Origin of the sequence: Mesorhizobium sp. M1307, from assembly GCF_040318155.1 — a bacterium.
GTDB lineage: Bacteria > Pseudomonadota > Alphaproteobacteria > Rhizobiales > Rhizobiaceae > Mesorhizobium.
The window spans coordinates 280,999-299,319 of sequence record NZ_JAMYLR010000003.1; the positions used below are offsets into that span (position 1 = coordinate 280,999).

Here is an 18,321-nt window from a genome sequence, read left to right on the forward strand (position 1 = left end):
CTTATTGGTACAACATCTCATCTTTCTTTGCGACTGCAGATTTAACTTCAAGAAACAATCCTACCATGCTAAAGGCAGACGTAAAAATGTGTCTTACCCCATTTTTGCCCTTCAATCCCTCCAATAGAATATCCCTTTTCGCAAGAACATGCCCCAATGACGCAGCTTTGTCTAGAAATACTTCCACCTCCGGATTGGATGGGTTCATCTCTTTTGTCAGTCTATAACACCAGTACGCCGCCGACGGGCTCTTGTCCGAAATTTTCTTAAAAGTTTCCAATGCTTCAGCTGCTTTTCCGGTTCTATGCTGTATGCCACCAATTCTGTATGTCGCGAGATCGCTGCCAAGGTATTCTGATATCGAATAATACTTCATAGCTAAGTCTATGTTATGACAGGTGCCGCGCATATCATAAACTATGCCCAATGAATACGCGGCGGCTGCTTTCTTAGCATCATACTTCATGGCATCTAAGAGTATCGATATCGCTGTCCCCATATCACCTCTCCCGAGTGCCTGCTTAGCCTGCAACAAATGAATATCCTCGTCAGACATACGGTTCTCCCTCACTTTGGTCGTCTGCGATCCGGGTATCGTGACTTCATCAATATCAATTGGGCCGGTACATCTACCAGTGGGGCTTCTGAACCGACGTTGCGCTTGAATTCAGTATGCGGCCCATTAAGTCGAAATCAGAACCGATTTCGGAAAACACCATACGCAAATCAAAGTACCACAACGTCTTTGCGGGCCCAAAGACATGCGAGGCTGTAGGCGCTCCGGGGGGCTTAGCAGATGGCTCGAGAACCACTCTCAGGCCACGCCTTCACAAGCGGACTCACCTCGGACGATGTCACCATCTGTCACTACTAGCCAAAATCGAGCCTTGACAGGTGATGGTTTTCAATTTACGAGTGACGAAATTCTAAATTCGTCAGTCGTAAATTTGGCCAACGAGATGCTTGAAATCCTAGACACCACCGCCGATTCCGCCCGCCAGGAAAATGTCACGCGCATCCTGGATTGCGCGGAGCGATTGTTTCGCCACTACGGCTACGGCAAGACCAACGTCGCCGACATAGCGCGCGAACTCGGCATGTCGACCGCCAACATCTACCGCTTCTTCGCCTCCAAGGTGGAAATCCACCAGGCGGTTTGCGGCCGTATGCTCGAGACCTGCTACCGGTTGAGCTACGAAGCCTGCCATGGTTCCGGCACCGCCAGCGAGAAGCTCCGCCGCTACGTGCATACGCACTATCAGTGGACGCTGGAAACCATGATCGACCAGGAGAAGGTGCACGAGATGGTCATCGTCGCCATCGAGCGCGACTGGCACGTCATCGAAAAGCACATCGACCGCATCCACGACCTGGTCGCTGAGGTGATCCGCGAGGGCATCGCCACCGGCGAGTTCGTCGATCAGGATCCGGTAGTCGCTTCCCGGTGTTTCGGTGCTGCTATTATCAGCCTCTCTCATCCACAGATGATGGCTCAGTGCCTCGCCAAGAAGAACCGGGCGACGCCGGACGAGCTTACCGAGTTTGCCATCAGAGCCTTGAAGAAATGACCGTTGCCGCCCGTCGGGCGGCGATACCGGCAATTCATCCCCACAGTTCGGGAGTACGAAAAGTGTCTTTGTCCAAGTCCATCACCTACAGGCGACCGGCCGCCGGCCTGGCACTGATTATCGTTGTCGCTCTCGGCCTCGCCGGCTGCTCGCAGGAGAAAGCCGAGGTCACCGAGATCATCCGCCCGGTCAAGGTGGTCGAGATCACTAAGGCGAGCGATACCCGTCAGCTTTCCTATTCCGGATCGGTGCGTGCCCGCACCGAGATGAATCTCGGTTTTCGCATCAACGGCAAGATCACCGAGCGCCTTGTCGACATCGGTGACCGCGTCAAGCCGGGCGACGTTCTCGCCCGCATCGATCCCACCGACTACGAGCTTTCGGTGAGAAGCGCTCAGGCCAGCCTCGATGCTGCCGACCGTCAGGTCGAGACAGTCGAGCTTACGCGCAAGCGGGCCGAACAGCTCTACGCCAAGAATTTCGCGCCGAAGTCGCAGCTCGAGCAGGCGACGCTCGGCTATAATCAGGCGGTCGCCACGCGAGACTCCGCCCGCTCGCAGCTTGCCCAGGCACAGAACCAGGTCCGCTATACCGATCTCAAGGCGGACAAGAACGGCATCGTCACTGCCGTTGCCGCCGATGTCGGCCAAGTGGTCGGCTCCGGCACGCCGGTGGTGACCGTTGCCATCGACGGCGAGAAGGAAGTCCTGATCGCTGTTCCGGAAACCGATATCGCCGAATTCAAGCCGGGCAAGACCGTCAAGGCTGGCTTCTGGTCCGATGAGGCGCTGACGCTCGACGGCAAGGTCCGCGAAGTCGCCGGCAGCGCCGATCCGCAGTCGCGCACCTTTGCCGTTCGCGTCAGCCTGCCCAACGATCCTCGCGTGCTGCTAGGCATGACCGCCTCCATCGAAGCCGCGGCGGACAACCGGCAGCAACTGGTGTCGATCCCGCTGGCCGCGTTGGCGCAAAAGGACAGCCAATCGATCGTCTGGACAGTCGACCGCAACGGCGGGACCGTCCATGCGCATCCGGTCAAGGTCGCCGCCTTCACCCCCGACGGCGTCAGTGTCGCCGATGGGCTGAAGCCGGGTGACGTCGTCGTCGCCGCCGGCACGCAGTTCATGACCGAGAATCTGAAAGTCAAGCTGACCGGTGATGCAGCGCAACAGTCGGCGTCGGCCGATGACGCTGCAAGGCGCTTGCGCTGACGGCCAGGCAATTCACGGTTTCCGGGCGGCAGGCGCCCCCGATTTTCGAGATCTCAGGTCGATGTAACCCCCACGTCGATCCTCGCGTCCCACCGCGATGTAGATCTCTCAACTCGGAAAGCCACGCCGCCCGGAAGCCCACATCGGAAGTTCCTTGGGCATGCGAAAGCGCGTGCTCTGTTGATCAAATTGAAACGGACTGACGCCGATGACCATCGACACCAATCAAAAGCGGTCTTTCAATCTTTCGCGCTGGGCAATCGGCCATCCGAGCATTGCCCGCTTCCTGTTCGGGCTGATCATCGTCGCCGGTGCGCTCGGCCTGATGCGCATGGGCCAAAAGGAAGACCCCGATTTCACCTTCCGCGTCATGGTCGTCCAGGCGATCTGGCCAGGCTCCTCGATCAAGGAGATGGAGGACCAGGTCGTCAACAAGATCGAGCGCAAGCTGCAGGAAACGCCGCACCTCGATTTCGTCCGCTCCTACACCCGCGCCGGCAGCGCCATCATCACCTTGCAGGTCAAGGGCGACACCAATCCGGCGCAGGTCGCCGATGCTTTCTATCAGGTGCGCAAGAAGGTCGGCGATATCGCCAATGAGCTGCCGCAGGGGCTGCTCGGGCCTTACTTCAATGACGAATTCGGCGACACGTTCATCACCCTGCATTCGATCAGCGGCGACGGCTACAGCTATCCCGAGCTGAAGAAATTCGCCATCCAGGCGCGTGACATGCTGCTGACGACGCCCGGTGTCGAGAAGGCCGTGATCATCGGCGACCAGCCGGAAAAACTCTACATCGACGTTTCATCCAAGGCGCTTGCCGAACGTGGCCTGACGTTGACCGACCTGCAGAATGCGATCCGAGGCCAGAACAATGTCGACCCGGCAGGTTCGGTCGACACCGGCCAGCGTTCGGTGCGCATTTCGGTCGAGGGCGATATCACCAGGGCGGCCGACATCCGCGAGCTTCGCCTGCGCGCCGGGAACCAGGTGACGCGCCTCGGCGACATCGCCACCGTGACCTCGGGCCTCGAGGATCCGTACCAGCGCAAGTACCGTTTCAACGGACACGACAGCGTCCAGCTCGGCGTCGTCATGGCCAAGGGCTTCAACGTCACCGACGTCGGCAAGGACGTCGAAGCGACCTACAAGCGCTTCGAAGAGGCGCTGCCCTATGGCGTTTCGGTCGATCAGATTTCCGACCAGCCGCATGTCGTGAAGGAGGCGGTGAGCGAGTTCATGGAAGCGCTCGGCGAAGCGCTGCTGATCGTGCTTTTTGTATCGTTCCTGTCGATCGGCTGGCGCTCGGGCCTGGTGATCGCGATCGTCATTCCGCTGGTCCTGGCCGCCACCTTCGCCATCATGTACGAGCTCGGCATCGACCTGCAGCGCATTTCGCTCGGCGCGCTGATCATCGCTCTTGGGCTCTTGGTCGACGACGCGATGATCGTCGTCGAAATGATGGAGCGAAAACTAGAGGAAGGCTTGGTCAAGGTCGAGGCGGCGAGCTTCGCCTACTCCTCGACCGCTTTCCCGATGCTGACCGGCACGCTGATCACGACGGCCGGCTTCATTCCCGTCGGGTTCGCTGCCTCGACCGCCGGCGAATATGTGCGCACCCTTTTTTACGTCGTCGGCATCGCGCTGATCGTGTCCTGGTTCGCGGCGGTCTATTTCACGCCATGGCTCGGCCATATGATCCTGAAGCAGCGCAAGCACGCCGGCAACCATCACGATGTCTTCGACACGCGCTTCTACCGCAGTCTTCGCTCGACCGTGGCATGGGCGGTGCGCCATCGCATCATCGTCCTGGTGATGACGCTGATGACCTTTGCCACCAGCCTGTGGGCGTTCCAGTTCATTCCGCAGAATTTCTTCCCGCAGTCGTCGCGCCCGGAAATCCTCGTCGACCTCTGGCTGCCGGAAGGCACCAGCATCAAGGAAGTCGAGACCCAGGCCAAGGCGCTCGAAGCCAGGATGATGGACGACAAGGACAAGCGCTTCATCGCCACCTATATCGGCGAAGGCGCGCCGCGCTTCTTCCTGCCGCTCGACCAGCAGCTTCGCAACCCGAACTTCGCCCAGCTTCTGGTGATGGCCAATGACGAACCGGCCCGCGAGCGGCTGATCGTCAAGCTGCGCACCATCCTGGCCGAGGATTTCCCATCGATCCGTGCCAAGGTCGACCGCTTGTTCCTTGGTCCGCCGACCGGCTGGCCGGTGCAGATGCGCGTCATGGGTCCGGATCGCCAGGAGGTGCGCCGCATCGCCGACGAGGTGAAGGCGAAGTTCCAGGCAAATCCGCTGCTCGGCGCCATCCACGACGACTGGCTGGAGCCGGTGCCGGCGATGAAGCTGGTGGTCGACCAGGATCGCGCCCGTGCGCTCGGCGTCACCTCGCAGCGCATCCGCCAGATACTGCAGGCGACCATGTCGGGAGCGCCGCTCGATGACTTCCGCGACGGCGAGGAGACGGTTTCGATCGTCGCCCGTGAGCCGGAGGCAAGCCGTCACCTGCTGTCGGCGGTCGACTCCGTCTACATCCCGACCGATTTCGGTGGCTCCGTGCCGCTGTCGCAGGTCGCCAAGATCGTCCCGGTGCTGGAGCAAGGCGTCGAATGGCGGCGCGACCGCTTGCCGACCATCAGCGTACGCGCCACGCTGCCGGACGGCGTGCAGCCGAACGATGTCGCCATGAAAATGTACAGTGAGATGCAGGGCCTGCGCGCCAGCCTCGCACCCGGCTACAAGATCGAGATCCAGGGCGGCGCCGAGGATGCGGCCGAAAGCCAGGCCTCGATTGCGGCGAAAGCTCCAGTCATGCTGGCCGTCATCGTCGTGCTGCTGATGATCCAGCTGCAGCATTTCGGCAAGGCGATGCTGGTGCTGGCCACCGGTCCGCTCGGCATCATCGGCGCGGCGGCGGCACTTTTGATCAGCGGCGCGCCCTTCGGCTTCGTCGCCATCCTCGGTGTCATCGCCCTGCTCGGCATCATCATGCGCAACTCGATCATTCTGGTCGATCAGATCGACCAGGACATCGCCGCCGGCGTGGAGCGTTCCGAGGCCATCATCGGCTCGGCGGTGCGCCGGTTCCGGCCGATCGTGCTGACGGCGCTGACGGCGGTGCTGGCGCTGATCCCGATCTCGCGCGGCGTCTTCTGGGGGCCGCTCGCCTACGCCATGATGGGCGGCATTCTCGTCGCCACGGTGCTGACCATCCTTGTCCTGCCGGCAGCCTATGCGCTGTTCTTCGGCAGGGAGCCCAAGAAGGTGGTGGAGCAGCCGGCCGAGACGGAAGAAAAGAACGAAAGGCCGCAACTGGCCCTGGCGGCCGAATAGAGCTGTTGGCAAATGTGACCTCCGGCGGTTTAATCCGCCCACCAGGCGTAGGCGCCGGAGGAGGACCGTCATGACCATGGCTCAGACAAAGGCACCGCTGCGGCTGCCGATCGACGGGCGCCATCGCCAGATGTTCATCGGCGGCGGCTGGGTCGATGCCCGCTCCGGCCGGACCATGGAGAGCCGCAATCCCGCCACCGGCGCGGTCATCGCCACGGTGCCGCGCGCCGACCGCCAGGACATCGACTTGGCGGTGACTGCTGCGCGCAAGGCGTTCGAGGGCTCGTGGAGCCGGTTCAAGCCTTATGAGCGGCAGGTGCTGCTGCTGAGGATCGCCGACCTCTTCGAAAAGCACTGGGAAGAGATCAGCCGCTCCGACACCACCGACATGGGCATGCCGATCATACGCACCCGCGCCAATCGCAACCGGGTCATCGGCATGCTGCGCTACTATGCCGGCATGGCGACGGCGCTGCACGGCGAGACGATCGACAACTCGCTGCCCGGCGAAATCGTCTCTTTCACCCGCAAGGAGCCGGTCGGCGTCGTCGGCGCCATCATTCCTTGGAACGCGCCAACGGCGGCGTCGATCTGGAAGATCGGCCCGGCGCTGGCGACCGGCTGCACCATCGTGCTGAAACCATCGGAAGAGGCGCCGCTGACGCCGCTTTTGATCGCCGACATCATGAACGAGGCCGGCGTTCCGGAAGGCGTCGTCAACATCGTCACCGGCACCGGCACCGAGGCAGGTGCCGCACTCGCCGAGCATATGGGCGTCGACAAGATCGTCTTCACCGGGTCGACGGCGACCGGCCAGTCGATCGTGCGGGCCTCGGCCGGCAACCTCAAGCGCGTCTCGCTGGAGCTCGGCGGCAAGTCGCCGGTCATCGTCTGCGCCGATGCCGATCTCGACAAGGCGGTGCCGGTGGCGGCGATGTCGGTGTTCGCCAATTCCGGCCAGATCTGCATCGCCGGTTCGCGCCTTTTCGTCGAACGCGCCGTCCATGACGAGTTCGTCGAGCGGCTCGCGGCATACGCCAAGGGTCTCAGGGTCGGCGACGGCATCGACCCGGCGACCGAGATCGGTCCGCTCGTCTCCGAAAAGCAGCTGCAACGGGTCACCGGTTACCTCAAGGCCGGCACCGCGGAAGGGGCGAAACTCGTCACCGGAGGCACCCGGCTTGTGGAAGGCGCGCTTGCCGCCGGCAATTTCGTCGCGCCGACTGTCTTTGCCGGCGTCTCGGACGACATGAAGATCGCCCGTGAGGAGATCTTCGGGCCGGTGATTTCAGCCTTGCCGTTCGATACGCTGGACGAGGCGGTCGAGCGGGCCAACAACACGCCTTACGGCTTGGCTGCAGGGGTCTTCACCCAAAATCTCGCCACCGCCCACCAGCTGTCGCGCAAGATCCGCGCCGGCTCGGTCTGGGTCAATACCTATCACGCCATCGATCCGGCCGTGCCCTTCGGCGGCTACAAGATGAGCGGCTACGGCCGCGAGGGCGGCGCCGAGCACCTCGCCGAGTATCTCAACACCAAGGGCGTGTTCATCAAGATCGATTGATCGGTCCGCCGCCCGCACAAAAAATGCTCCCCGACGACGGTTTTGCAAAACAGAATTCCTTCCCATGGCCGCAAAGCCATCCCATGCTTGAGCAATTGGAGCGTTACGCTCGTCGTCATCGGTGCGTTTTTCCATGGCAGAAAATCGACAATTGCGGCTTGGCGCTTTCATGCGGCCCGTCAGCCTTCATACCGGCGCCTGGCGCTACCCGGGCGCCTATCCCGACGCCAACTTCAATTTCGCGCATCTCAAGCACTTCGCGCAAAGGCTGGAAGCGGCGAAGTTCGACGCCTTCTTCATGGCCGACCACCTGGCCGTGCTCAACATGCCGATCGAGGCGCTGCGGCGCAGCCACACGGTCACGTCCTTCGAGCCGTTCACGCTGTTGTCGGCGCTTGCCGCCGTCACCGATCGTATCGGGCTGATCGCAACCGCCTCGACGACGTTCGACGCTCCGTACCACATCGCCCGTCGTTTCGCCTCTCTCGACCATATCAGCGGCGGGCGCGCCGGCTGGAATATCGTCACCACATCCAATCCCGACGCCGCGCTGAATTTCGGCCTCGATGAGCATGTCGAGCACGACGAGCGTTATCGCCGGGCGCGGGAGTTTTACGATGTCGTCACCGGCCTGTGGGACAGTTTTGCCGACGATGCCTTCATCCGCGACGCCGAAAGCGGGCTCTATTTCGACCCGGCGAAGCTGCATGTGCTCGACCACAAGGGCGAATATCTTTCGGTGCGGGGACCGCTCAATATCGCGCGGCCGGTGCAGGGCTGGCCGGTCATCGTGCAGGCCGGCGCGTCGGAGGCCGGACGGCAGCTCGCCGCGGAAACGGCCGAGGTGATCTTCGCCGCCCATGCCGATCTCGCCTCGGGGCAGCGCTTCTTTGCCGACGTCAAGAAACGTGCGCAAAAACTTGGCCGGTCGCGCGACGACATCAAGATCCTGCCCGGCGCCTTCGTCATTGTCGGCGAGACCGTCGAGGAGGCGCAGACGAAGCGGGCCAAGCTCGACAGCCTCGTCTACTACGAGAGCGGCGTCGCCTCGCTGTCGATCGCCCTCGGCCACGACGCGTCGCGGTTCGATCCGGATTCAGTCTTGCCCGAAATCCCGGAAAGCAACGCCAGCAAGAGCGGCCGCGAGCGCGTCATCGAACTGGCGCGCAAGGAAAACCTGACCGTCAGGCAGCTTGCGCAGCGGCTGGGCGGCTATTCCGGTCTTGCCTTCGTCGGCACTTCGAAAACCATCGCCGACGAGATGGAGGAATGGCTGGTCACCGAAGGCTCGGACGGGTTCAACGTCATGTTCCCCTATCTTCCCGCCGGATTGGATGATTTCGTCGAGAAAATCGTGCCCGAATTGCAGCGGCGCGGCATTTTCAGGAGCGAATACGAAGGATCGACCCTGCGCGAAAATCTTGGCCTGAAGCGGCCGCCAAACCGGTTCTTCCAACCTGAGACGGCAGCGATCCGCAAAGCTGGTTAGAACCGGCAATGATTTTAGACCGTGGCAAGCATCCGTTCTTTTCGTTCGGTCCGAATGTCCATAGGGTCATGAGCAGCGGGCTGGCAGCCCGAAATCATCGCGAGGGCTTTGCATCATGACCAATCCGGCCGTTGTCGGTTTCTCAGGCAATTTCACCCGGCCGTCCAAGACGCGCGGCTTCGTCGATCGTATCGTGAACGAGGTAGCCGGCAGATATGGCCTGGCCGCCAGCACGCATGACGTCGTCGACCTCGGCCCCAGCCTCGGTGGCGCCAAATGGGCGCGTGAACTGAATGCGCAAGCGGGCAATATCCTCAAGCGCGTCGTCACGGCGGACGTGCTCGTCGTTGGCTCGCCCACCTACAAGGGCAGCTATACCGGCCTGTTCAAACACTTCTTCGATCTTGTCGACCCGACGGCGCTCAGGGGCAAGCCGGTGGTGCTGCTGGCGACCGGCGGCGGGGACCGGCATGCGCTGATTATCGAGCACCAGCTGAGACCGCTGTTCGGCTTCTTCGAGGCCTTTACGCTGCCGACCGCGATCTACGCTTCGGACAGGGATTTCATCGACGGCGTGCTTGCGTCCGAGACGATCCAGGCGCGCGTCGGACAGGTGCTCGAGGATATCGGCGCAGCGCTTGGCGGTCGCTCCCGCGCTGGCACCGCTGCCGAATAGCCCCTAAAAAGAAAAACCCGCCTCGGCGGCGGGTCTCGGGGCGAATTAGCACCATACTGAAATTAGTAGCATAGCTGCCGGCACAAAGCAAGAACAAAATGCAGGGATCGAGCGCGCCTTGCGCGCCCGATCCCTCAAGGCAAGCCGTCAGATGACGAACAGCCAGTTGGCGAGCAGCATCACCACGACGCCGGCGACCAGCGTCAGATAGGGCAGCATCCCCGCCTTTTTCACCGCAAGGTCGGACGAGCTCATGCCGAGATCGGCCAGCATGTGGTCGGGGAATTTGCCTTTGTCCTGGATGTAGTGCCGGAAGCAGAACACCGGGATGATCAAAGCTGCCGTGATCAGCCCGGCCCACAATGCCATCGGGTTCCACACCTTGGCGCCGGCGCCCATGAAGACCGCGTTGACGTAGGCAAAGATGGCGCCGAGGCCGAGCAGCCAGCTCGGCGCCTTCCAAGGCCGCGCGATGTGGCCATTGTCGATGCGGTGGATCCAGCCGGCATTGAGGTTAAGGAAGTTGAAGATGATGTAGCCGCAATTCGACACCGCCAGGATGAAGAAGAAGCTCGTTGCGTCGGCCGAGGCGATGGCCAGCACGATCAGGTTGAAGATCAGGTCGGTCCACATCGCCCGCGTCGGGGCGCCGTGCTCGTTGACATGGCTGAGATAGCGCGGCAGCCAGCCGTCGACCGAACCTTGATAGAGCGTGCGCGAGGAGCCGGCCATCGCCGTCATGATGCAGAGCACCAGGGCCAGGATCATCAGCATCACCAGCAGGCTGTGGATCAGCTGTCCGCCGCCGACCATGCCGGCCAGCGCATCGGCAACGCCGGAGCCGTCGACGATCGGCGTCGCCAGCATGCCGTTCAAGCCGAGCACGCCCTGGAAGGTGAACGGCACCAGGATGAACAGCAGCATGCACAGCAGGCCGGAGTAGAAGATCGCCTTGAAGGTATCGGTGCCCGGGTTTTTGAACTCGGAGGTGTAGCAGACCGCGGTCTCGAAGCCGTAGGTCGACCATGCCGCGATGAACATGCCGCCGAGCACCAGCGTCCAGCCGGCGATGTTCCACGCGCCGGGCTCCGGCGCATAGGCGGCGGCGAGCGGCACCAGCGGCGAAAAATTTGCCCAGTTGATCTGGCCGGTGACGATCGGCACCACGCCGACGATGAGCATAGGGATGATGACCAGCAGGCCGATATATTTCTGCACGTTGGCCGTGCCCAGGATGCCGCGATGCTGGATCGAGAAGATGATCAGCATCAGCACCGCGCCGATGAAGAAGGTGGCGTTGAAGGTGAAGGAAACCGGGCCAAGCGTGTGACCGTAGAGCGTCCAGTTACGGATCGCCGGCGTCGCCGCCGCGGTGACCGCGGTGATGGCGTCAGCGGCGCTGGTTCCGGCATGGGCCGCGATATAGGCGGCGACCTCCGGCGAAGTGTCGGTGAACAGCGGCACCGGCGCCAGTGCGTTGAGGATATAGGCGGCGGCGATCGAGCAGCCGAGCGACAGCACCGGCGACCAGGCGAACCAGTTGCACCACACCGAAAGCGGCGCGATGAATTTCGAATAGCGCAGCCACGCGGTGGCGCCGTAGACCGAGGCGCCGCCGGATTTGTTCGGGAACAGCCCGGCGATCTCCGCATAGGTGAAGGACTGCAGGAAGCCCATGACCATGGATATGGCCCAGATCAGGAAGGCCAGTGTTCCGGTGGTGCCGGCGATGCCGCCGATCGAAAACAGGACAAGGGCCGGAACGCCGCTTGCCACCCAGAAGGCGCCGCGCCAGTCGATGTTCCGGTGCAGCTGCCCTTCGGCAGGCGGCACCAAGGTGGTGACTATCGTGCTCATTTACGTGGATTCCCCATTTTTGATGTTCCCCATCGGCAACAGCCGCAATCTCGCGAGGCGTCATCGACGCTCACGTTGAACGGCCCCAGGCGTTTTCCGCTCAGTAGTATTTTTTTCTTAGCAGTGAAGATTGACCTAACGCGCTTTCACGTCAAGCGCTTTGTGACGCTGTGCACATTGCGCTTGTGAAACAGTCGAGCTTCGCTGGCACTGCCAACGGGTGCGGTCTTTCCTTCTCCCCTTGTTGTGGGAGAAGGGAAGAACCAGGAAGCGTCGGTCAGGAGCGCGGCCTGTTCTTTTGCGGGTCGTAATGGGCGAAGGCGACGACGCGCGCCGGCAGCCGCTTGCTGTGACCATCGAGCTTGCCTATCTCGACCTCGGTGCCGATCGCCGAATGCGTGACGTCGAGCCTGGCCAGCGCGATGTTCTTGTTCAGCACCGGCGAGCGCATGCCCGAGGTGACGACGCCGATCTGGGCCCGGCCGACATGCACGCAATCGCCGTGGCCGACCGCGATATTGGCGTCGACGTCGAGGCCGACCAGCTTCTTCTGCGGGTTTTCCTTGCGCCGGATCAGCGCCTCGCGGCCGATGAAATCGTCGCTCTTGGTCTTCAGCGGTACGGTGAAGCCGATGCCGGCCTCGAACGGATCCGTCTGGTCGGAAAACTCGTAGCCGGCAAAGATCAGCCCGGCCTCGATGCGCACCATATCGAGCGCCTGTAGCCCCATCGGCTTTAGGCCGTGCGGCTGGCCCGCCTGCCAGATCGCATCGAAGACCTTGCCGGCGTCGCGCGGATGGCACCAGATCTCGTAGCCGAGCTCGCCGGTGTAACCGGTGCGCGAGACAACGACCGGAACGCCGTTGCCGCCGCCGATGCGGGCGACGGCGAAACGGAACCATTCGAGTTCGTCGATCGACGGCTGCAGCGGCGAGGTCCAGATGATCTGCCGCAGGACGTCTCGGCTTTTCGGTCCCTGCACGGCAACATTGTGCATCTGGTCGGTCGAGGAGCGCACCAGCACGGTGAGGCCGAGTTTTTGCGCCGTTTCCCGCAGCCATTGGCCGGATAGATCGTCGCCGCCGACCCAGCGGAAATTATCCTTGCCGAGCCTGAGCAGCGTGCCGTCGTCGATCATGCCGCCATGCTCGTAGCACATGGCGGAATAGACGACCTGGCCGACGCCGAGCTTCTTGATGTCGCGGGTCAGCGTGTATTGCAGCAGCGCCTCGGAGTCCGGCCCGGTGACCTCGAACTTGCGCAGCGGCGACAGGTCCATGATCACGGCGTCCTGCCGGCAGGCCCAGTATTCATCGATCGGGCCTTGCTTGGCGAAGGAATTGGCCAGCCAATAGCCCTTGTACTCGACGAAGTTGCGGGTGTGCTTGGCAAAGCTCGAATGAAAGGCGGTCTCGCGGGTCATTTTCGGTTCCGAATCGGGCGTCATGCGTCTGGCGATCGCTCGCGAGAATTTGTGCTGGCCGGGATAGGTTCGCACATGGATGTCGGTCAGGTTCCAGCCATTGGCCGGCGTCGTATCGTCGGGGCAGGCGGACGAGACGCAGACGATGTCGGTGAGCGCCTTGAGTAGCACATAGTCGCCCGGCCGCGACCATGGCTCGTCCGATACCACGACGCCATGCGCGTCGATGGCCGTGTTGAAGAAGAAGTTGATCGCCATCCAGCCGGCGCGAGGCGTGACACCCTTGTCGGCCAGCGCGCGGTTGAAATTCTCCGAGCAGTTGGGATGGCCGGGATAACCGATGTCGTCGTAATATTTGGCCGCACAGGCGAGCGCGAATGCATCGTGGCGGCCGCAAGTGTCCTGCACAACCTCGACCAGCGGCTCCATGTCCTGGTCGTAGTATTTCGAGTGCAGACCGGGCATCGGATAGCTCGAACCCATCAGCGTGCGCGTCGTCGTCACGTCGAGCGGATGATCGCGGCCCTTGTCCAGCTTGCGCGCCGAAAAGCACTGGAAGTCGGTGCATTGGCGCCCATCGACATCGATGATCTGCAGATAGTCGCCCGCCTTGACGAAGTAGGCCTCCGCCGTCGCCGAATGGACGCGCAGGTCGAGCACGGGATCGGCCAGCGGGTCGGCAAGCCTGGATTTCGCCGCCGGGCGGATGGTGGCGCGGCGGACGATGACGCTAAGCGGCGTCGCCGTATCGTGGCCGTCGACCAGCATCGGCCCGCCGGGCGCGGCAATCAGCATCGACCCATCGCGGGCGACGGTAAAAGCCTGTTCGGTACCGGCAGGGGTGGCGCCGCCGAAAACGCGAACCGCCTTCGCCTGGTCGAGCTGCACCTGGCGCCGCTCGAGCCCCCGGCGCAAGGATGCGAGGCTGTCGTCGCCTTCGGCCAGCAGCGCCTTGATGCCGGCGGCATTGCTGTTCGATTTCTCGCCGAGAATGCCGGGATCGGTCGCGTCGCTGCTGTCCCATGCCAGCAACTCGCAGGCCTGCCCGCCCTCGACATCGCGCACGGTGACAATGTCGCCGGCCTCGACCTCGATCAGCACCGCGCCATTGCCCTGAACCGAGTAGCGCTCCATCCCGGCCGGCAGCGTAATCTGGCCTGGCCGCAGGATCAGGCTCGGCCGGGGCGGTCCGGCGACGACGGCGGGGTAGGGCGACTGGCTCATCTCAACCTTGGTTTCGAGAAACAAGTTTGCCTGTGCGTGAAATTATTTTAGCGGGAAGAATAGCAGGGGGATCGGGTTTGGCAAGGTGAAGGTGGCACAAGCTCCCCCTTCTCCCCTTGTGGGAGAAGGTGTCGCCGAAGGCGACGGATGAGGGGTGTTCCAGGGAACGCCAGCCTCTCACTCCGCTGGAACACCCCTCATCCGTCTCGGCGGTGCGCGCCGATCCACCTTCTCCCACAAGGGGAGAAGGGAAGACGCGCCAAGGCTATGCCAACTCCTCGCTGTGGCTGATCTCGACGCCATACTCGGCGGCAGCGTCCAGCATCGTATGCCACAGGCTTTCCGCGAAGGTGGCGAACACCAGAAGATTGAACACCGCCTGTCCGTCCGGCCGGTCATTGCCGCGCCACAGATTGACGCCGGTATGGTCGATCGATGTCGCGGCAGCGGTGCCGGCCGGGAACGCCGCGGGGTGCAGGTCTAGCGACGACAGTTTGGCCAGCATCGCGCGCGCCTTTTCTCCGGAAACGCTGATCAGCGCGCGGGCATGCGACTGGTCGGACAACGAGGCGGATTGCGCAAACGCCAGGCTCAGCGGTTCGCTCGCGTGCTTGCCGCCATTGGACAGGACCAGGAACTGATCCGGTCCCGACCAGATCAGCGTAGCGTCGGGAGCTCGGGTCGCCTTCGGCGTTTCCGGGGCGGCAACGCCGAAGCGGGTTTCGGCGGCCTTCGCCAGTTCTGCCGCTTTGCCGCGCCGCGCCATCACCTGGATCAGGTCGAAATTGCGGATCTCGGTGAGCGATACGCCGGCCGCCGTGCCGCGCGCGCCACAGGCGCCGACAACAAGCGCTTTCTCCAGCGGACTGCGGGCAATCCAGGAAAACTCAGCCACGCTGGCGCCCTCCATCCGGATCGTAGAAGACGGGACTGCACAGCTCGACATCGTAGTCTTCGCCGCGCAGCGGGTCTTGCGCATGGACGATTTCGCCGATGCGCTCGCGCCCGCGCTCAACCAGTGCCAACCCGATCCACTGGTCGAGCGTCGGCGAGAAGCAGACCGAGGTGACGTAGCCCTGGTCGTTATCGGGACCGGGCGTCTCGCCCTTCGGGATGATATGCGCGCCGGAACGCAGGCGGCGCGTCTTGTCGACCGGCTTGATGCCGACGACGACCTGCCGGTCTGGGGCAATCAGCGCCTCGCGCCCGGCCATGACGCGGCCGATGAAATCTTTTTTGGTCGACATCATCTTGCCGAGGCCGAGGTCGGCGGCCGTCGTCGTGCCGTTCAGCTCCGGTCCGGCGACATGGCCCTTTTCGATGCGCATGACGCCGAGCGCCTCGGTACCGTAGGGCGTAACGCCGAACGGCTTGCCGGCCAGCATCAAATTGCGCGCCAGCGTCTCGCCATAGCGGGCGGGAACCGAAATCTCGAACGCCATTTCGCCCGAAAACGAGATGCGGAACAGCCGCGCCTTGATGCCACCGCGAAGCGCGACTTCCCGCGCCCCCATGAAGGGAAAGCCCTCGTTCGACAAATCCTCCGCCGGATCGACCATTTCCCGAAGCAGGTCCCGGGTCTTCGGCCCGGCGATCGAGAACTGCGCCCATTGATCGGAGACGGATGTCAGCTGCACGTCGAATTCGAGGAACAGCACCTGCCGGCAGAATTCGAGATGCTGCATCACCAGCCCGGCCTTGGCGGTGGTGGTGGTCAGGAAATAGTGGTCCTCGGCCAGCCGTGACGTCGTGCCGTCGTCATAGACGATGCCGTCCTCGCGCAGCATCAGCCCGTAGCGGGCTTTGCCGACGGCGAGACTGGAGAAGGTGTTGATGTAGACGCGGTCGAGAAAGGCGCCGGCATCCGGGCCGTGCACGTCGATCTTGCCGAGCGTCGAGACATCGCAGAAGCCGACGCCGGAGCGCACCGCCTTGACCTCGCGGGTGACCGATTCCAGCCAGTCCTTTTCGCCGGCGCGCGGATACCATTGCGCCCGCTTCCACAGGCCGGTGTCGACGAACACCGCGCCCTGTTCGGCTGCCCAGTGATGCGACGGCGTCAGTCGTGTCGCATGAAAATTCTCGTCGCGATGATGGCCAGCGAAAGCGCCGATGGCGACCGGCACATAGGGCGGCCGGTAGATCGTCGTGCCGGTTTCGGGGATCGATTTGTCGCTGATTGCCGCCATGATGGCGAGACCGGCGACGTTCGAGGTCTTGCCCTGGTCGGTGGCCATGCCGAGCGTCGTATAGCGCTTGAGATGCTCGACCGATTCGAAACCTTCGCGCTGCGCCAGTTCGATGTCGGACGCGGTCACGTCGTGCTGGTAATCGACGAAGGCTTTCCCTTTGCCGGCCACATACCAAAGCGGCGTCAGCGAAAACGCCTCGCTGTCGGCGACCGGCGATGTGCCGGCATTGCCGCTGCGTCCAGCATTCTGCGCTGCCGCAGCACCCGCGGCAAAGCCCTGGCGCAGGCAGTCGCCCAGCCCGAAGGCGCCGTTGGCGGCGCCGACGGCCACCATGCCGGGCGGCGCACCATCCGGCACGAAGGCTGCGATATCGTCCTGCCATTTCGGCTGGCCGCGATGATAAGAGGTCAGCCCGACCGCCGGATTCCAGCCGCCGGACACGGCAAGCCCGTCGGCTTCGACTTCCGCCCGTGCGCCGCCGGTCAGCGCCACCACGATTTTCCGGACCCCGTCCTTGCCGCCTTCGACCCCGCTGACCGAGCCGTTGAGCACGGCAAAGCCGCCTTTGGCGGCAAGCGCGCGATGCGCGGCGGAGACGTCCGGGCGCGCATCGACGACCGCCGCGATCTGCAAACCGGCGCCAAGCGCGGTCTCGACCGTGCGCCAGCCATCCTCATTGTTGGTGAACAGCGCGATCCTCCTGGCAGGGGTAACCGCGTAGCGCGCGACATAGGTCCGCATCGCCGAAGCCATCATCACGCCCGGCGTGTCGTTACCGGCAAAGACGATCGGCCGCTCGATGGCACCGGCGGCGACGACGCAGCGCTTGGCCACGATCCGCCACAGCCGCTGGCGCACCTGGTGCTCGGGCGGCGAGGGCAGGTGGTCGTTGACCCGCTCGATTGCGCCATAGGTGCCGCCATCATAGACGCCGAACAATGTCGTGCGGGTCATGATGCGGACATCGGGCAGTGTGGCGAGTTCGGCCAGCGTGCGCGTAATCCATTCGGCCGCCGGCGCACCGTCGATCATGCCGCCGTCGGCGAGCAGACGGCCGCCAAGCACAAAATCTTCCTCGCACAGGATGACGCGGGCGCCGCCGCGCCCGGCCGCCAGTGCCGCAGCCAGCCCGGCCGGGCCGGACCCGGCAATCAGCACGTCGCAATGCGCCCAGGCCTTGTCGTAATGGTCGGGATCGGCGACGCCTGCAGCGCGGCCGAGGCCGGCGGCGCGGCGAATCGTTGGCTCGTAGATCGTTTCCCAGAATTTCGCCGGCCACATGAAGGTCTTGTAGTAGAAGCCGGCGACGAAGATCGGCGCGAACAGCTGATTGACCGCCATCAGATCGTGGCGCAGCGACGGCCAGCGGTTCTGGCTGGCGGCTTCGAGCCCGTCATAGAGTTCGGCCGTGGTCGCCTTGGTGTTCGGCTCGCGCCGCGCTCCGCTGCGCAGTTCGACCAGCGCGTTGGGCTCCTCCGAACCAGCGGTCAGGATGCCGCGCGGCCGATGGTATTTGAACGAGCGGCCGACCAGCTTGACGCCATTGGCGATCAGCGCCGAGGCCAGCGTGTCGCCTTGGAAGCCGGCAAAGCTCTTGCCGTCGAAGCGGAAGGCCAGCGGCGCGGCGCGATCGATGAGACCGCCTGATACGAGACGATAGGGCTGGCTGGAGGTCACGTTTGCTGGCCCTTAAGCAGGAGCGCCGCGCTGCCCCTCATCGCCCTGCCGGGCACTTCTCCCCGTATAGGGACGGGGAGAAGGGGGTTGGCCGCAA

11 protein-coding genes are annotated in these 18,321 nt (G+C 63.3%); 6 read left to right on the forward strand and 5 right to left on the reverse strand.

Features of this window, described 5'->3' with window-relative positions; genetic code table 11:
• Window position 1: 1 nt before the first annotated feature.
• Window positions 2-556 (reverse strand): tetratricopeptide repeat protein, encoded by a 555-nt coding sequence (locus NKH16_RS07105; protein WP_352898785.1) that lies wholly within the window; start codon window positions 554-556, stop codon window positions 2-4.
• A gap of 403 nt (window positions 557-959) precedes the next feature.
• On the opposite strand from NKH16_RS07105, the gene NKH16_RS07110 reads away from it, so the two are divergent.
• The 6 genes from NKH16_RS07110 to msuE all read left to right on the forward strand — a co-directional run bounded on the left by NKH16_RS07110 (window position 960) and on the right by msuE (window position 9,851).
• Window positions 960-1,568, forward strand: coding sequence for a TetR/AcrR family transcriptional regulator (locus NKH16_RS07110; protein WP_352743498.1), 609 nt, complete (start codon window positions 960-962; stop codon window positions 1,566-1,568).
• Between the two features lie 62 nt (window positions 1,569-1,630).
• Window positions 1,631-2,779: an efflux RND transporter periplasmic adaptor subunit gene (locus NKH16_RS07115; RefSeq protein WP_352898788.1), complete on the forward strand. Its 1,149-nt coding sequence runs from the start codon at window positions 1,631-1,633 to the stop codon at window positions 2,777-2,779.
• Between the two features lie 208 nt (window positions 2,780-2,987).
• Window positions 2,988-6,122 (forward strand): efflux RND transporter permease subunit, encoded by a 3,135-nt coding sequence (locus tag NKH16_RS07120; protein ID WP_352875946.1) that lies wholly within the window; start codon window positions 2,988-2,990, stop codon window positions 6,120-6,122.
• 70 nt (window positions 6,123-6,192) lie between these two features.
• Window positions 6,193-7,686 (forward strand): aldehyde dehydrogenase family protein, encoded by a 1,494-nt coding sequence (locus NKH16_RS07125; RefSeq protein ID WP_352875943.1) that lies wholly within the window; start codon window positions 6,193-6,195, stop codon window positions 7,684-7,686.
• A 133-nt stretch (window positions 7,687-7,819) separates the two neighbouring features.
• Window positions 7,820-9,175 (forward strand): LLM class flavin-dependent oxidoreductase, encoded by a 1,356-nt coding sequence (locus tag NKH16_RS07130; RefSeq protein WP_352455214.1) that lies wholly within the window; start codon window positions 7,820-7,822, stop codon window positions 9,173-9,175.
• A 115-nt stretch (window positions 9,176-9,290) separates the two neighbouring features.
• The gene (gene msuE, locus NKH16_RS07135) at window positions 9,291-9,851 is read left to right on the forward strand and encodes an FMN reductase (protein ID WP_352875941.1); all 561 of its coding nucleotides are present in this window, start codon (window positions 9,291-9,293) and stop codon (window positions 9,849-9,851) included.
• Window positions 9,852-9,998: 147 nt separating this feature from the next.
• On the opposite strand, the gene NKH16_RS07140 is transcribed toward msuE, so the two are convergent.
• From NKH16_RS07140 to NKH16_RS07155, 4 genes are all read right to left on the reverse strand, one after another.
• The gene (locus NKH16_RS07140) at window positions 9,999-11,708 is read right to left on the reverse strand and encodes a trimethylamine N-oxide permease (protein WP_352875938.1); all 1,710 of its coding nucleotides are present in this window, start codon (window positions 11,706-11,708) and stop codon (window positions 9,999-10,001) included.
• 277 nt (window positions 11,709-11,985) lie between these two features.
• On the reverse strand, window positions 11,986-14,355 hold the full coding sequence (locus NKH16_RS07145) for a trimethylamine N-oxide demethylase (protein ID WP_352875936.1): 2,370 nt from the start codon (window positions 14,353-14,355) through the stop codon (window positions 11,986-11,988).
• A 265-nt stretch (window positions 14,356-14,620) separates the two neighbouring features.
• The gene (locus NKH16_RS07150) at window positions 14,621-15,250 is read right to left on the reverse strand and encodes a sarcosine oxidase subunit gamma (RefSeq protein WP_352898793.1); all 630 of its coding nucleotides are present in this window, start codon (window positions 15,248-15,250) and stop codon (window positions 14,621-14,623) included.
• Entirely contained in the window at window positions 15,243-18,224 is a 2,982-nt protein-coding gene (locus tag NKH16_RS07155) for a sarcosine oxidase subunit alpha (RefSeq protein ID WP_352898796.1), read from the reverse strand. The genes NKH16_RS07150 and NKH16_RS07155 overlap by 8 nt, the downstream gene beginning before the upstream one ends.
• Window positions 18,225-18,321 lie beyond the last annotated feature (97 nt).

Excerpts from the sequence above, each read along its gene's own strand:
- NKH16_RS07120 (WP_352875946.1), top strand. The coding sequence starts at position 2,988 with ATGACCATCGACACCAATCAAAAGCGGTCTTTCAATCTTTCGCGCTGG.
- NKH16_RS07125 (WP_352875943.1), top strand. The coding sequence starts at position 6,193 with ATGACCATGGCTCAGACAAAGGCACCGCTGCGGCTGCCGATCGACGGG.
- NKH16_RS07105 (WP_352898785.1), bottom strand. The coding sequence starts at position 556 with ATGTCTGACGAGGATATTCATTTGTTGCAGGCTAAGCAGGCACTCGGG.
- NKH16_RS07130 (WP_352455214.1), top strand. The coding sequence starts at position 7,820 with ATGGCAGAAAATCGACAATTGCGGCTTGGCGCTTTCATGCGGCCCGTC.
- NKH16_RS07110 (WP_352743498.1), top strand. The coding sequence starts at position 960 with ATGCTTGAAATCCTAGACACCACCGCCGATTCCGCCCGCCAGGAAAAT.
- NKH16_RS07140 (WP_352875938.1), bottom strand. The coding sequence starts at position 11,708 with ATGAGCACGATAGTCACCACCTTGGTGCCGCCTGCCGAAGGGCAGCTG.
- NKH16_RS07145 (WP_352875936.1), bottom strand. The coding sequence starts at position 14,355 with ATGAGCCAGTCGCCCTACCCCGCCGTCGTCGCCGGACCGCCCCGGCCG.
- msuE (WP_352875941.1), top strand. The coding sequence starts at position 9,291 with ATGACCAATCCGGCCGTTGTCGGTTTCTCAGGCAATTTCACCCGGCCG.